This window comes from Marmoricola sp. RAF53 (assembly GCF_052114005.1).
GTDB lineage: Bacteria > Actinomycetota > Actinomycetes > Propionibacteriales > Nocardioidaceae > Marmoricola.
The window spans coordinates 55,204-69,998 of sequence record NZ_JBFRDX010000015.1; the positions used below are offsets into that span (position 1 = coordinate 55,204).

The 14,795-nt window shown below is 72.5% G+C and carries 15 protein-coding genes; 2 read left to right on the forward strand and 13 right to left on the reverse strand.

Going from position 1 to position 14,795, the window contains the following annotated elements:
- Positions 1–61 precede the first annotated feature (61 nt).
- The 11 genes from AB4Y76_RS14150 to AB4Y76_RS14200 form a co-directional block, all read right to left on the reverse strand.
- Complete coding sequence (locus AB4Y76_RS14150; RefSeq protein ID WP_441926326.1) at positions 62–613, reverse strand: hypothetical protein; 552 nt, start codon at positions 611–613, stop codon at positions 62–64.
- Between the two features lie 23 nt (positions 614–636).
- Complete coding sequence (locus AB4Y76_RS14155) at positions 637–1,860, reverse strand: hypothetical protein (RefSeq protein WP_441926328.1); 1,224 nt, start codon at positions 1,858–1,860, stop codon at positions 637–639.
- On the reverse strand, positions 1,857–2,585 hold the full coding sequence (locus AB4Y76_RS14160; RefSeq protein WP_441926330.1) for an ATP-binding cassette domain-containing protein: 729 nt from the start codon (positions 2,583–2,585) through the stop codon (positions 1,857–1,859). Before AB4Y76_RS14160 ends, AB4Y76_RS14155 begins: the two co-directional genes overlap by 4 nt.
- A gap of 2 nt (positions 2,586–2,587) precedes the next feature.
- On the reverse strand, positions 2,588–2,971 hold the full coding sequence (locus AB4Y76_RS14165) for a hypothetical protein (protein WP_441926332.1): 384 nt from the start codon (positions 2,969–2,971) through the stop codon (positions 2,588–2,590).
- Positions 2,972–3,045: 74 nt separating this feature from the next.
- Positions 3,046–4,551: a hypothetical protein gene (locus AB4Y76_RS14170; RefSeq protein ID WP_441926334.1), complete on the reverse strand. Its 1,506-nt coding sequence runs from the start codon at positions 4,549–4,551 to the stop codon at positions 3,046–3,048.
- Positions 4,552–4,619: 68 nt separating this feature from the next.
- Entirely contained in the window at positions 4,620–5,426 is an 807-nt protein-coding gene (locus AB4Y76_RS14175; RefSeq protein WP_441926336.1) for an SDR family oxidoreductase, read from the reverse strand.
- A 50-nt stretch (positions 5,427–5,476) separates the two neighbouring features.
- Entirely contained in the window at positions 5,477–7,009 is a 1,533-nt protein-coding gene (locus AB4Y76_RS14180; protein WP_441926338.1) for a carboxyl transferase domain-containing protein, read from the reverse strand.
- Positions 7,010–7,018: 9 nt separating this feature from the next.
- Entirely contained in the window at positions 7,019–8,623 is a 1,605-nt protein-coding gene (locus AB4Y76_RS14185; RefSeq protein WP_441926340.1) for a hypothetical protein, read from the reverse strand.
- A gap of 122 nt (positions 8,624–8,745) precedes the next feature.
- Positions 8,746–9,264, reverse strand: a complete 519-nt coding sequence (locus tag AB4Y76_RS14190) for a GNAT family N-acetyltransferase (protein ID WP_441926342.1) — start codon at positions 9,262–9,264, stop codon at positions 8,746–8,748.
- Entirely contained in the window at positions 9,261–10,175 is a 915-nt protein-coding gene (locus AB4Y76_RS14195) for an oxidoreductase (RefSeq protein ID WP_441926344.1), read from the reverse strand. The genes AB4Y76_RS14190 and AB4Y76_RS14195 overlap by 4 nt, the downstream gene beginning before the upstream one ends.
- On the reverse strand, positions 10,172–11,026 hold the full coding sequence (locus AB4Y76_RS14200; RefSeq protein WP_441926346.1) for a maleylpyruvate isomerase family mycothiol-dependent enzyme: 855 nt from the start codon (positions 11,024–11,026) through the stop codon (positions 10,172–10,174). The genes AB4Y76_RS14195 and AB4Y76_RS14200 overlap by 4 nt, the downstream gene beginning before the upstream one ends.
- A gap of 104 nt (positions 11,027–11,130) precedes the next feature.
- On the opposite strand from AB4Y76_RS14200, the gene ssuE reads away from it, so the two are divergent.
- Positions 11,131–11,715, forward strand: a complete 585-nt coding sequence (ssuE, locus tag AB4Y76_RS14205; protein WP_441926348.1) for an NADPH-dependent FMN reductase — start codon at positions 11,131–11,133, stop codon at positions 11,713–11,715.
- An 8-nt stretch (positions 11,716–11,723) separates the two neighbouring features.
- Here the strand turns inward: ssuE and AB4Y76_RS14210 are convergent, their stop codons facing one another.
- The gene (locus tag AB4Y76_RS14210) at positions 11,724–11,900 is read right to left on the reverse strand and encodes a hypothetical protein (RefSeq protein ID WP_441926350.1); all 177 of its coding nucleotides are present in this window, start codon (positions 11,898–11,900) and stop codon (positions 11,724–11,726) included.
- A gap of 71 nt (positions 11,901–11,971) precedes the next feature.
- Between AB4Y76_RS14210 and AB4Y76_RS14215 the strand changes: the two genes are divergently transcribed.
- Positions 11,972–12,805, forward strand: a complete 834-nt coding sequence (locus AB4Y76_RS14215; RefSeq protein WP_441926352.1) for an SGNH/GDSL hydrolase family protein — start codon at positions 11,972–11,974, stop codon at positions 12,803–12,805.
- Positions 12,806–12,863: 58 nt separating this feature from the next.
- Here AB4Y76_RS14215 and AB4Y76_RS14220 read toward each other — a convergent pair whose 3' ends face one another.
- Positions 12,864–14,738 (reverse strand): acyl-CoA dehydrogenase, encoded by a 1,875-nt coding sequence (locus tag AB4Y76_RS14220; protein WP_441926354.1) that lies wholly within the window; start codon positions 14,736–14,738, stop codon positions 12,864–12,866.
- Positions 14,739–14,795: the final 57 nt, after the last annotated feature.

The following is a 14,795-nucleotide window of genomic DNA, read 5'->3' on the forward strand; positions in this document are numbered from 1 at the left end:
CGTTAACGACGCCGGGGCGGGCGGGGTCACGCGTGTTCCGGCTCCTTGTCCTCGAACCGGATCAGGCCGGCCAGCGTCGGCGTCGGTAGAGACCGGCTCCGGTGACGAAGGCCGCGGCGGCGACGGCGGCCGCGACGTTCGAGCTCGCGGGCGCCAGCAGCAGTGCCCAGTCGCGCGGGGTGCCGGTCGCGTCCCAGCCGAAGGTCCAGATGACCAGGTTGGGGACGATCACGGCCGCTGTGGTCGCCGCCGCGTCGAGTCGACTGCGCAGTGCCAGGACGAGGCCGGAGAGAAGGACCCCGTCGCGGGCCGCGACCGTCGACACCTCGGTGGTGCCCGTGCTCACGAGCGGGACGAGAAACGCAACCGCGAGCCCGACGGCGATCACCGTGGCGCTGCGCAGTCCTGGAGGTCGGCGCTCGAACCACGGATCACCCTCGGGGACGCCGTGGGCGAGGGACACCGCGACGACCAGGGGCGCGACGTACACCAGCGGAACGCCGAGGACATCGGCGAACAGCTGGCCCGGCACCGGTACCAGGCGAGCGCCGAGCCAGAGTCCGCCGAGTCCGACCACGGCCGAGGTGACGAGGTATTGCCCGAGCCGCCGCACCCGGAGCCATCTCCAGACGTGGCTCACGGGAGTGGCGCGGGTTCGCACCGACGACCGGCCTCCGTGGCCGCGACCAGCCATCGGTGGATGGCCGGGTCGTCGATCTCGCGTCCTTCCCACTGGTTGAGCTCCACCAGCGAGCGCGCTGCACTGGCCGGGGCCAGCGCAGGGCCGGCGCCGGGCGCGCGAGTGTTGACAGGGCAGCCGGAGGGGCGGGCAAGGGCCGCCGAGACCAGCGCTGCGGCCACTCCGTCGGAATCGGCACGGGTGGTGGCGAGCAGTACGACGACGTCCGCCCGCAGACGGCTCGACAGGTCGGACGGCGTTCCCCGGCTGTCGCTCTCGGTCAGCGCAGCAGGCAGCGTCAGTCCGGTACCGGCGGTCAACCGTCGGGCGCGGTCGGCCCCGGCACGGAGTGCGGGAAGGATCGGGCGGTGGTCGGGCCAGGTGCAGATGGTCAGGCCGCGGTACCGGTGGCAGTCGAGCACCAGCCGGTCCGAGCGCAGCGTCGTCGCGGGCGTCCAGGAGGTGGCCGCCGAGCAGGCGACGGCAGCCGCGGCCAGGGCCGCGGCCGCGGCGCCACGCCTGAGGATCCCGCTCCACGAGGCGAGTGCGATCAGGAGCACCGTCCCGGCCCAGGCGGCTTGGACACCCAGGCGGCCGGTGCTCGGCAGGGCATCGGACAGGAACAGGGGGTAGTACGGGGCGACGAGCACCTCTGCCGCCGACGAGGGAATGTAGTTCCAGATGACGCCGGCGAGATAGGCCGCACCGGTCACGCACGCTGCCACCCAGGCGGGCGCGCGGAGGGTGCCGAGGCAGCAACCCAGGGTGGTTCCGACGGTGCCCATGGCGAATCCGGTGACGGACATCGACCAGTACAGCGGGACGCCGGCGCGCGCTGCCACGATGCTCGTGGCCGTCCAGAACGATGCCCAGCCGAGCGATGCCAAAGCGAGCGGAGCCGCGAGCGCCGTCAGCGCCCGACGGCACGACTGCGCCCGCGAGTTCCGCAGCGCGAGGGCGTCGCGGCGCGAGGACGGGCCCGTCGAGCGAACGCTGAGGTACCCCGTCAGGACCGTTGCCGGCGTCCACACGAGCGCCGCCAGGGCGGCCTCCGACGAGGCGGCCATCGAGGTGCTCGCCGTGCCGACCTGATCCGCCACCAGGAGCACGAGCAGGACCACCCCCGGGGGTGTCCACCACCGCGCGGTGCTTCGTCGGAGCAGCAGCCACCAGCCAGTCACGGCCGCAAGACCGTCGACGGGTGCGCCGCGCGCGCCAGCGCCGTGTGCAGCTGACCGTCCTCGCTCAGGTCGAGCACGCCCTGCACGGTGCCCTGCCAGGAGATGCCTCGTTCTCCCAGGACGTGCACCCGGTCCGCTGCCTCGAGATCGGACTCGAGGTGGGTGGTGAGAAGCACGATCGTGTCAGGACGCAGGAGTCGACGCAGGCCCCTGATGAAGCCCGCTCTCGCGACGGGGTCCAGCGCGACGGTGGGCTCGTCGAGCAGGACCACTTCGGGGTGGCCCAGGAAGGCGATCGCCAGGTTGACCCGTTGCGTCTCGCCGCCCGAGAGCCGGTCAGCGCGCCGCCCGCCCAGGCAACTCAGGTCCACGGCGTCCACGACCGGTGCGATCGCGGCGTACTCCGCGCCGCGGATCCAGCAGCAGTACCGGAGCAGCTCGTCCACGGTGAGACCGCGAGGCAGTGCCGGTCTCTGCGGGAGCAGTGCGAGCGACGGTTCACCGGTTGCTCCCGGCACGATGCGGTTGCGCAGCTCGGCGTGACTGCCGCGGGTGCGCGCCCTCGGATCGGCAACCGCGGTCAGGATCGCGGACTTGCCGATCCCGTTCACTCCGAGGAGCAGGTTCACCCCGGGACGGAGATCGACATCGATCCGGAGTCGGTCTCCTAGCCGTCGGGCGCCGAAGTCGCGCAGGACGAGCGTCGGCCTTCCGACCTCGGGCACGATCAGGCGTCCCCGTTGGTGCCCTGCCAGATCACGGTGTGGTCGTCCTCGGTGTACGCGCGGACCTCGAAGTCGCGGGCGTGCTGGTCGACCGCGTCGCTCCTGATGCCGTAGGCGCTGGAGCCGCTTCCGCAGGCCTTCGCCACGTCGAATCCGTGGTCAGGTGCGAGCGGGACGTCCCAGTTGCCCCGGAGGCGCGCACAGAACCCGTCCGCGCGGGTGTCCCAGACCCGGCCGGAAAGCACCGTCGTCGTCGAGGAGATGGACACGTCCCCCGCGATCCTGGCGCCGGTCCGTTGGCCGTCGTACCCGACGGCGATCGCCGCGGGAGCAGCGAAGAGGACGAGGCTGGCGGCGACGGAGGTGGTGACGGGGGCACGCAGCACGAGCAGGGTCCTTTCGGGGAGGACCTGGACGGTCCCGTTACCCAGAGGACTCCCGCGACGGTGGATCGCTTACGCTACTTGTCCTTGAACCGGATCAGGCCGGCCAGCGTCGGCATGTACGCCGCCCCGTCGGGGCCGAGGTAGATCGACGCGTAGTGGTTGTTCCACTGGATGCCGTTGCCGGTGCGCTGGCTCCACTTCGTCTCACCGGTGCGGACGTCGAGGGCGGTGAAGAACCAGCTGTCGTCGAGCAGGAACGACTTAGGCTTGGTGTAGAGGTAGACCAGCCCGTTGCCGAGCGAGACCTTCGGGACCGGGGTCGGCGAGATCACCGGGCTGGTCCAGTCGACCTGGCAGGTGTTGTCCGGGTTGAGGCTGACCTTGGCCACGCCGCCGGCGGTGGTCTGGCCGAGAAGCGTGCTCTGGACGCCCTCGTAGCCGTAGTTGTTCTCGACGATCACCGAACGCGGGCCGCCGGGTACGCCGCCCGCGTAGCCGAGGCTGTTGTCGGTGTCCGAGGCGCCTGCCTTGAAGACCGGCACCTTGCAGAGCAGCCGGTCGCCGTCGCCGCCGTTGCGGCGGTAGAAGAGGACGTTCATCCGCGGTTCGGCGTTGTCGGTGATGACGACGAGGTCGTCGCCGATCACCGTCGGCGTGGTGCCCGAACCCTGGGAGAGCTGGCCCGGCTTCTGCTGCGTTCCGCGGTCGTAGGTCTCGGACCAGCGGACCTTCGGCTGGCCGGTGGCGTCCGCGTCGACCGCGTAGAAGGTGTGGTCGGTGACGATGTAGATCGCGCCGGACTCGTCGCCCGCGATGGAGTTGTAGATGCCTTCGCCGTCGGGGAACTTCATCGTCTTCACCGCACCCGTGTCGGGGTCGATGACGCCGACCCGGCCCTGCTGGGTGACGAAGAAGATCCGCCCCGACCAGTCCGGCAGGGTGGCGATCAGGCAGTCGCCGTCGGGGACGGCGCCGGCGACGTCGTACGCGCCGAGCTTGGTGAAGCCGCCGGTGTCGACGCGGACCTTCCAGACCTGCTTGCTGACGGTGAGCACGTAGGCGACGTCGTGGTCGTCGAGCGAGAAGTAGGTGCCGCCGCACATGTCGGTGAACGGGTTCTGCAGGGTGAGCAGGTTGCGCTGGGAGGTGGTCAGGTCCGACCCGATCGTCTGCAGCGTGGTCGGGTCGATCAGCCGCATCTTGAAGCCGGTGAGGTCGCCGCAGAGCCCGACGATCCGGCCGCGGGAGTCGAAGGCCATGGTCGCGCACTCGGAGACGCCGTACGTCGCGGACCGGACCTGGAGGTTCCTGCCGAGCGGGCCGCTGACCTCGTAGGCGTCGGAGGCGTAGGCGTCGTTGTGCATCGAGTTGGTGCCGTTGGCCGACAGGTGCGGGTTCTGCTTGATCGGCTCGTGGGGCAGCGGGTTCGCGGTCGCCGGGGTGCCGCTGAACGACGACGTGAGGAAGTCGGTCGGCAGCGACGGGATCGGCAGCAGGCCGTTCGCGGACGCGTACTGGATCGGCACCAGCGAGAGCAGCGCGGCGAGGACGGTCAGGGCGATCAGGCGAGCGCGGGTCATGTGTTCTCCAACGGCCGGGAGCCCGGCAGGGTACGGATTTCTAACAAAGTCCGTTGATAGTAGCCGCCTCAGCTGCTCGGGAAGGTGGTCTTCTCGGTGCTCCGCGGCGGCTCGACGTTGAGGATGGCGTCGGTGCCGCCGTCGACCAGGATCATGTTCCCGACCAGCAGGCTGGACTCGTCGGAGAGCAGGAACGCGATCAGCGCCGCCACCTCCTCCGGCCGGCCCGGGCGGCCGAGCGCGTTCGGGTACATGTCCGCGAACGGCCCGAACACCGGGTCCTTGCGGAGCTCGTCGGTCATCGGCGTGCTGATCAGGCCGGGCGCGATCGAGTTCACCCGGATGCCGGCGCCGGCCCACTCCGGCTTCACGCCCTCGCGGCGCGCCCAGGTCGCCAGCGCGAACTTCGAGGCCGGGTAGACGTTGACGGCCTCCTGCTCGGCCGCGGCCGCGCGCGCGGCCGCCTCGTCGCCGGCCAGGCACGCGTCGACCGGGCCCTCGGGCCAGCCGGGCTGGCAGGTGACCGAGTTGGACGCCAGCAGGACGACGGACCCGCCCCCGGCGCTGGCCAGCAGGTCGCGCAGGCCTTCGACGAGCGCGATGGCGCCGAAGTAGTTCACCGAGATCAGCAGCGCCGGGTCGGTGCCGGTGTACCCGGCGATGCCCGCGCACGGTACGACGCCGTCGATCCCGTCCGGGGCCAGCTCGCGCACCCGGGCGACCGCGTCGGCCCGCCCCGCGGGGGTGCTCAGGTCCGCTTCGACGTCCGCCTTCGCGAGGTCGACCCCGATCACCCGGTGACCGTCCCGCTCCAGCCTGTCCTTGGTGGCCGCCCCGATCCCGGAGGCGGCGCCGCTCACGACGTAGGTTCTCACCGCGCTATTGGAACTGAAACGCGTTCTATTTGTCGAGGGCTGGTCCGGGGCTACGCCGGCGGCGGGGTCGCGAAGCGGAGCGACCGGACCGCCCGCAGCGCCGACAGGTCGGCGTGGGCCAGCGCGGCGAGCTCGTGCTCCAGCACCGCTCCGAGCCGGTGGCAGAACGCCTCGGCCTCGTCGGCCGCGTCCGGGTGCTCGGCGACGATCCGGTCCACGACGCCCGCGGCCTGCAGGTCGAGCGCCCGGATCCGCTGGGCGCGGGCCATCTCCGGGGCGTGCTCGGTGTCACGGTGCACGATCGCGCTCGCGCCCTCCGGCGGCAGCGGCGACAGCCAGGCGTGCTGCGCGGCCACCACCCGGTCCGCCGGCAGCAGCGCCAGCGCGCCGCCGCCGTTGCCCTGGCCGAGCATCAGGCACAGCGTCGGCGCCTCCAGCGAGACCAGGTCGGCCAGGCTGCGCGCGATCTCGCCGGCCAGCCCGCCCTCCTCCGCCTCCGGGCTCAGCGCCGCCCCCGGGGTGTCGATCACGGTCAGCAGCGGGATGCCCAGCTCGACCGCCAGCCGCATCCCGCGACGCGCCTCGCGCAGCGCCCCCGGCCCCATCGGCCGGTCGCTGGTCTGGCCGCGCCGGTCCTGGCCGAGGAAGACGCACGGGGAGTCGCCGAACCGCGCCAGCGCGATCATCAGACCCGGGTCCGCCTCGCCCTGGCCGGTGCCGTTGAGCGGTACGACGTCGGAGGCGGCGTACCGGAGCAGGCGGCGTACGCCGGGGCGGTCCGGACGCCGCGAGCGCAGCACGGCGTCCCAGGTCTCGACCTCGCCGACGGGCTCGTCGACGGGCCCGGGTCCGGACTCCGGGCCGGACTCTGGTCCGGACTTTGGGCCTGGCTCCGCCGGCCGGGCCAGCAGGATCGAGAGCGTCCGGTCGAGCAGGGCGGCGATCCCGGCCGGTTCGACGACGCCGTCGATGATGCCGTGCGCGTAGAGGTTCTCCGAGGTCTGCACGTCATCCGGGAACGGCTTGCCGTACAGGGCCTCGAAGACCCGCGGCCCGAGGAAGCCGACCAGGGCGCCCGGCTCGGCGACCGTGACGTGCCCGAGCGAGCCCCACGACGCCATCACCCCGCCGGTGGTCGGGTTGCGCAGGTAGACGAGGTACGGCAGCCCGGCGCTCTTGTGGGCCGCGATCGCCGCCGAGATCCGGATCATGTGCACGAACGCCGGGGTGCCCTCCTGCATCCGGGTGCCTCCGCTGACCGGCGCGGCCACCAGCGGGATCCCCTCGGCGGTGGCCCGTTCGATCGCCGCCACCAGCCGGGTCGCCGCCGCCTGTCCGATCGACCCGGCCAGGAAGGAGAACTCCCCGACGAGCACCGCGATCCGGCGGCCGTGGATCCGGCCCTCGCCGGTGAGCACCGACTCGTCGGACCCGGACTTCTCCCGGGCGGCCTCCAGGTCGGCGGCGTACGACGCCGCGATCGCGCCGTAGACCGGCGGGGCGTCCCAGCCGGCCCAGGAGCCGTCGTCGAGGACGAGGTCGATCAGGTCGCGGGCGCTGAGTCTGACGCTGGGTCGGGGCACCGTCGGATCCTACGAGGCCGGGCGGTCCTCCAGGACGGGCGTTCCGCGCCGCCACCAGGCCGCCACGGGTGTGCTCGTGTGCCCCTCCCGGATCAGCGCGTCCAGGGAGCAGGCGCCGGCCATCCCGAGCAGGTTCACGGCCAGTGCGCGGACCGAGGCGTCCGGGTCCGCGCGCGCCACCTCGACCACCTGCTGCGTGGCGGTCTCCGGCAGTCCGGTGGCGACGCCGCTGAGCGCCACCAGCGACCGGCCGCGGACGCGGGCCTCCGGGTGGTGCAACGCCCAGGCGAGCACCGGCGCGACGACCTCGCTGGGCGGCCGCAGGTCCGCGACCAGGGTCAGGCAGCGTCCGATCGTGCCCGGGTCGAGCTCACCGGCGGCGGCCACGACCGCCGCGGGCAGGCTGTGGGCGTAGGGGCTGGCCCCGAGCAGTACCGAGGCGAGGTGCCGCCGTTCGCCGTGGACGTGGAACAGGGCCTCGTGCACAAGCGACGCGAGCATCGGGTCGGAGTCGTGGGAGACCGAGATGCCCTGCGGGTCGGCGATCCGCCGGCAGATCGCGGCCGTCACGCGGCGGGCCCGCTCCGGGCTGGTCAGCTCGCCGTGCTCGAGCACGAGCCGGGCCTCGTGCTGCGCGCCGGCCGGGATCCGGGCCAGCAGCGCCGCCTGCGGTCCGGGCGGGAGCGCGGCGATGATGTCGAGGGCCTGTGTCGGGATCCCCGGTCGGCCGCGGCCCCGGAACAGCTGCCCGAGGTGCGCCAGCAGCAGGTCGGTGCAGGAGTCGCTGAACAGACCGCGGGCCAGCCGGACCGGGATGATCTGCGAGGCGGCCTGCCGGAGGGCGCCGGGCGCGGCGAGCATCTCCACGAACAGGCGGTTCACCTCGTGTCCGGGGACGTTGCGCAGCGGACGGGTCGCGAAGGCCAGGTTCGGTGCGCCGCAGGTGCTCGCCAGGTCGCGGATCGCCGCGAGCATCGCGCGCCCGCCCTCGGGGTGCCGCAGCACCGCCTCCGCGGTGACCTGGCGGCGCAGGTGCGCGATCCCCGTCGAGCGGACCAGCTCGTCGAGGAGCTTCGCGCACAGGTCTGCCCAGACCGGCGCGGAGAGGTAGAGCTGGCGGTGCTGCTCGAGCGCACCCGCGAGACGCATCCAGTCGGTGCCGTCGTGCTCGCAGGCCGCGATGGCCGCGAACAGCCCGTCGAGCCGGCCGCCGTCGGTCTCGTACCCGGCCGCCAGCTCCAGGCGCGGCGCGGCGGCGTCGGGGTCGAGCGAGCGGCGTACCTGGTCGGCGAGCAGCTCGTAGCCGCCGGCGGGGGTGCCGAGGACGCACTCGTAACCGAAGAACGCCCGCCCGGGCAGCTGCATCGACCCGGACTCCCAGCGGCTGATCCGGCTCTGGTCGGCGTTGACACCGACCTGGACGAGCGCGCGCCCGAAGGCCTCGCGGTTCAGGTGCTCGGGACGGCCGGAGTGCAGGCGGGAGAGCGCGAGCAGCCAGGAGAGCCGCGGTCGGGAGTCCACGACGAGCCCGGTCCGGGGCGCCCGGTCGGTGGGCAGCCGGAGCGGCCGGCCCCGTCTGCTGCGCGGCGTCGTGAGTGCGGTGGTGAGCTCCACGCGGGCCCTTCTCTCGGGTGCGCCGGTACGTCCGGCACGCAGATCATCAGGGGTGGCGGCCAAACTGAAAGACGATCTGGTCAGATATGACGTGGACGGAGGCCGCCGGTAGTCCGATCGGGCTATGAATCCGCGCGCCGGGTCAGCGACTTCTCGAACAGGGCGACGGTGTGGTCACCGTGGTCACCGGCCTGCTGCCTGCCGACTTCGACGTAGCCGCGGGCGCGGTGGAAGGCCAGCGACGGGTCGTTGGGCGGGTCGACGTTGACCTCGAGGCAGAACACCGGCGCGCGGGTCGCGGCATCCGCCTCCAGGGCGTCGTACACCCGGGTGCCGAGGCCGGACCGCCGCACCGTCGGGTCGACGACGATCCGGTCGAGGTAGACGAAGGACGGGTTCCGGGCCGCGAACCAGCGGTAGTTCTCCGAGTCGTACGCCGACCCGGGGCCGAACGTCAGCACGAAGCCGACGTCCCGGCCCTCGTGGGTGAGGACCGCGGCGGTCTCGGTCCACCCGAGCAGCGCGGCCAGGCGGGCCTCGTCCAGCGGCGCGAGCAGCTCGACGTGCGCCTGGTTCCACGCCAGCACGCGCGCGTGGTCGGCCGGGGTGATCGGACGGAGGACCTCCCCGGGGACGCTCACGGGTACCGGATCCCGGTCGCTTCCTCGCTGAGCGACCAGAGCCGGCGCTGGGCGTCCTCGTCGTACGCCAGCCGGCGGGCCTTGACCACCCGCGGGTAGCCGCGCATCTGCGCCGGCCCGTCCGGGCCCACGTAGGTCGATCCGGGCAGGTCCGCGGTCGCCGCCATCATCGTCGGGAGCGCGCCGAGCTCGGCGCGCTGGCCGAGCAGCGTCGTCGCCGCGGTCATGATCGAGCCGCCGACGCCGCCGGTCTTGCCGACCAGCTCGGTCGCGGAGTAGCCGGGGTGCGCCGCCAGGGCGGTGACCGGCAGGCCGGCCGCGCGCAGCCGGCGGTCGAGCTCGAAGGTGAACATCAGGTTCGCCAGCTTGGAGGCGCCGTACGCGCCCCACTTGGAGTAGCGGCCGGTGTGCTGCCGCGGGTCGCCCAGCGGGGCGCGCCGGGCCAGGCGGTGCGCCTGGGAGGCGACCGCGACGACCCGGCCGCGGCCCGAGGCGACCAGCTGGGGCAGCAGCAGCCCGGTGAGCAGGAACGGGCCGAAGTGGTTGGTGCCGAGCTGGCGCTCGAACCCGTCGACGGTCGCCGCGTACGGCAGCGCCATCACGCCGGCGTTGTTGACCAGCAGGTCGAGCGGGCCGATCTCGGCGGCCTGGGCCGCGCCGCGGCGTACCGAGGCGAGGTCGGCCAGGTCGATGATCACCGGGTGCACCTTGGCGTGCGGGATCTCGGCGGCGAGCCCGGCGACGGTCGCGTCGAGCTTGTCCGCGGACCGGGCGACGAGCACCACCTCGGCGCCGGTCCGGAGGAGCTCGCGCGCGGTCTCGGTCCCGAGCCCGGCGGTGACGCCGGTGACGAGGGCACGCGTGCCGCTCAGGTCCGGTACGTCGGCCAGGGTCCAACGGGTGCGGGTCACGGGGTCACCGCCAGGTTGCTCAGCACGGCGCGGCCGAGCGCGGCGTCGCCGTCGTACGTCGGCTCCGTGGCCTCGACCGGGCGGCGCCCGCCGGCGAGCACGACGAAGTCCTCCGGGCTGAGGGTGATCAGCACGGTCGGGTCGGCGAGCTGCTCGACCGCGGTGGCGCGGCCGTCGTCGCCGATCAGGACCGACCAGGAGTGCGCGGTGCCGGTGACGTCCAGGCGGACCGAGGTGCCGGCGGCCGGGGCGACCCGCTTCCCGAGCACCATCGGCAGCGCGCGGCCGAGCCGGGCCAGGGTGTGGTCGGCTGCCGGGGCGTCGTACCCGCCGGGGCGGCCGGTCGCTCGCCGGACGTCCTGCTCGTGCATCCAGACGTCGAGCGGCCGGTTGTTCAGCAGGGTGTCGTTGTTCCAGCCGATACCGGCCGGCGTGCGCGGCGGGGCGGCGGCGCCGTCGGTGGGCGGGTCGGCCCGGAGCTCGGCGAGCCGGGTCGCCGCGGCGGTCTCGATCTCGTCGGCGAGCTCGGGCAGGCCGCGGCCGCGGCGGGCGAGCACGCCCTGCTCGGTGTACAGGCCGCCGAGGTCCTTGATGTGCGGCGCCTCGGCCACCTCGACCGTCTCCTCGGGCGCGCCGGCGAGGACGGCCTCGAGGTGCGCCGTGTGCGCGACGTTGTCGCGGACGCTCCAGCCGTCGAGGTCCGTCGGCAGGTCCCACTGGTCCTCGGGGATCTCGCGGGCGAGGGCGACGAACTCGGCGATCGCGGAGCGCCAGGTCTCCACGAGGTCGGCGAGGCGGGAGGCGTCGGCTGGTCCTGAGGAGAGCCGTCCCGGCTCGTCTCGAAGGGTCATGCCCGCAGCATAGGTGTCCGTGGACGCGCCGGGCCGGGCGGTGAGAGATAAAGTATAGTAAGCCGCTAGACTTAAATGAAGTACCCACCGACAGGAGCACTCCCATGGCCCACGTCCTCGCCGTCTCCGGCAGTCCGATGGAGGTGTCGCGCAGCGCGGTCCTGCTCGGCCACGTCACCGGCCTGCTCACCGCGCAGGGCCACACCGTCGACGTGCTGCGGATCCGCGACCTGCCGGCGCAGGCCCTGCTGCACGCCGAGTTCGGCGACCCGGCGATCGTCGACGCGACCGCCCGGCTCGACCGTGCCGACGGCGTGGTCGTCGCGACCCCGGTCTACAAGGCCGCGTTCTCCGGGCTGCTCAAGACCTGGCTCGACCTGATGCCGCAGTTCGGCCTCGCCGGCAAGGCGGTGCTGCCGCTCGCGACCGGCGGCAGCGTGGCGCACGCGCTCGCCCTCGACTACGCCCTGCGTCCCGTGCTGACCTCGATGGAGGCGCGGCACGTCGTCAACGGGTTCCTCGTCCTCGACCGGTTCATCGAGTCGCCGACGCCGCTGGAGCCGTCCCCGCTGGACGCGCCGGTCAACATCGACGCCCAGGCCGCCCCGGCGCTGAGCCGGGTCGTCGAGGCCTTCCTCGAGGCGCTCGAGGGGAGCTCGCGGCTGCGCCGCCCACAGCCGGCCGCCTGACCGGACGCTCAGGCCCGGTCGCCGCGGTGCCGCCGGGCGTTGACGAGCAGTCCGACCGCCGCGACCGCGACGCCGAGCACGACGAGCGTCCAGCCGAACGGCTCCGACTCGTCGGGCAGCCAGCCGAGCCCGGCGACGAACGCCAGGCCGGCGAGCACCAGCACGGTTCCGATCCCCAGGCCCACGCGCGCTCCTCCCGACGTCCGGCCTCCAGGCTAGGGGATAGCCCCGGGGCAGCACCGGGTAGTTTCTCGCTGTGGCCACGACGTACCGGCGGTTCGTCGCCCTCGGCGACTCGCAGACCGAAGGACTCAACGACGGTGACGACCTCACCGGCGTACGCGGCTGGGCGGACCGGTTCGCGAGGCTGCTCGCCGAGACCACCAGTCCCGACCTGACCTACGCCAACCTCGCGGTCCGCGGCTGCCGGGCCCGGCACGTGCGCGAGGTCCAGCTTCCGGCGGCGCTCGCGCTGGAGCCCGACCTGGCCGTCGTCGTGGTCGGGATGAACGACGTGCTGCGCCACGACTTCGACCTCGACGCGACCGTCGAGCACGTCGAGGCCACGATCGCCGCGCTGACCGGGACCGGCTGCCGGGTGCTCACGATGACCTTCCCGGACGTGGCGATGATGCTGCCCGTGATGCGCTGGCTGCGGCCGCGCGAGGCCGAGCTCAACGCCCGGCTGGTCGCGCTCGCCGCCCGGTACGACGTCGACGTGCTCGACCTGTTCTCCCTCGAGCTGGCGGCGGACCCGGCGATGTGGAGCCACGACCGGATCCACGGCAGCGTCCTGGGGCACACCAGGATCGCCGCGGCGATGGCCGAGCTGCTGGACCTGCCGGGGAGCGACCACTCGTGGGCCGACGTGGACGGGGTGCGCGCCTCGCGGCTGACCGTCGTACGCCGGGACGCGTGGTGGCTCGCGACGTTCCTGATGCCGTTCCTCTACCGCCAGCTCCGCGGCCGCGGTCCCGGGACCGGGCGGACCGCCAAGCGGCCGGCGCTGCTGCCGGTGCTCGCGTCCGGGAACGACGAAAGGGGTTTCGAGACAAGCGCCGGAGCGCCTTCCTCCACCACCGGTGGTTGAGGAAGGCCGCCAGGCCCGTCTCGAAACCCCTTCGAGCGTCAGATCAGGCGGTGCTGATTCAGAAGCTGCTCTCGTCGAGCTCCATGATCGCCAGGTCGGTCGCCTCGGCGATCGCGACCTCGGCGGTCAGCTTCGGCAGGTTCTCGCGGGCGAAGAACTGCGCCGCCGCGACCTTGCCCTCGTAGAACGCCTTGTCCGCGGGGGAGACCTCGCCGGCGAGCTTCTCCAGCGCGACCTCGGCGCCGCGCAGCAGCAGCCAGGCGCAGACGACGTCGCCGAGGACCATCAGCAGGCGGCTGGTGTTCAGGCCGACCTTGTAGATGTTCTGGATGTTGCCGCCCTCGGCCGACTCGTCGGCGCTCATCAGGGTGTTGATCATGTTCCCGACGAACGCACCGGCGTCCTCCAGGCCCTTGGCGAGGAGCTCGCGCTCCACCTTGAGGCGACCGTTGCCGGCCTCGCTCTTGATGAAGGCGTCGATCTCGTTGTTGATGTGGGTGAGCGCCTTGGCCTGGTCCTTGACGATCTTCCGGAAGAAGAAGTCCTGGCCCTGGATCGCGGTGGTGCCCTCGTAGAGAGTGTCGATCTTGGCGTCGCGCACGTACTGCTCGATCGGGTACTCCTGGAGGAAGCCCGAGCCGCCGAGGGTCTGCAGCGACTCGGTGCCGAGCAGCACCCAGGAACGCTCCGAGCCGTAGCCCTTGACGATGGGCAGCAGCAGGTCGTTGACCCGCTCGGCCAGCTCGTTGCGCTCGCCGTCGTGCTCGGCGAGCTGGATCTGGTCCTGCCAGGACGCGGTGTAGAGCACCAGGGCGCGCATCGCCTCGGCGAACGCCTTCTGGGTCATCAGCGACCGGCGGACGTCGGGGTGGTGCGTGATCGTGACGCGCGGGGCGTCCTTGGCCTGGTTGGTCAGGTCGCCGCCCTGGACGCGCTCCTTGGCGTACTCGAGCGCGTTCAGGTAGCCGGTCGACAGCGTCGCGATGGCCTTGGTGCCGACCATCATGCGGGCGTTCTCGATGACCTGGAACATCTGCGCGATGCCGTTGTGCACCTCGCCGACGAGCCAGCCCTTGGCCGCCTCGCCGCCGCCGACCTGCGGGTCGCCGAAGGTGACCTCGCAGGTGTTGGAGACCTTGATGCCCATCTTGTGCTCGACGTTCGTGACGTAGGCGCCGTTGCGCTCGCCGGTCAGCTCGCCGGTCTCGTGGTCGAAGTGCCACTCCGGCACGATGAACATGCTCAGGCCCTTGGTGCCCGGGCCGCCGACGCCGTCGATGCCCTGCGGGCGGGCCAGCACCAGGTGGATGACGTTCTCGGTCATGTCGTTGGTGGCCGAGGTGATGAAGCGCTTGACGCCGGTGATGTTCCAGGAGCCGTCCTCGTTGAGGGTGGCCTTGGAGCGGCCCGCGCCCACGTCGGAGCCGGCGTCCGGCTCGGTGAGGACCATGGTGGCGCCCCACTGCTTCTCGACCATGACCCGGGCGATCTGCTTGTCGCGGTCGGTGCCGTTCTTGTGGACCACGCCGGCGAACGACGGGCCGGCGGCGTACATCCAGATCGGCGCGTTGGCGCCGAGGATCAGCTCGCCCATGGCCCAGACGATCGACGAGGGGGCCGGCGTGCCGCCGAGGTCCTCGTTGATCTGGAGGCGCCAGTACTCCGACTCCATGTAGGTCTGGTAGCTCTTCTTGAACGCCGCCGGCAGCGGAGCGCTGTTCGTCGCCGGGTCGAAGACCGGCGGGTTGCGGTCGCTGTCCTCGTACGACGCGGCCAGGTCCTCACGCGCCATCCGGTCCATCTCGCTGAGGATGGTGCGGGCGGTCTCGCCGTCGATCGCCTCGAACGGACCCTTGCCCAGCAGCTCGTCCCGGTTCAGCACCTCGAAGAGGTTGAACTCGATGTCGCGCATGTTGCTCTTGTAGTGGCTCACAACCCACCCTTTTCGTTCTCGGATGTCATGACCGCAGGTTACTTACTGGTCAGTAAC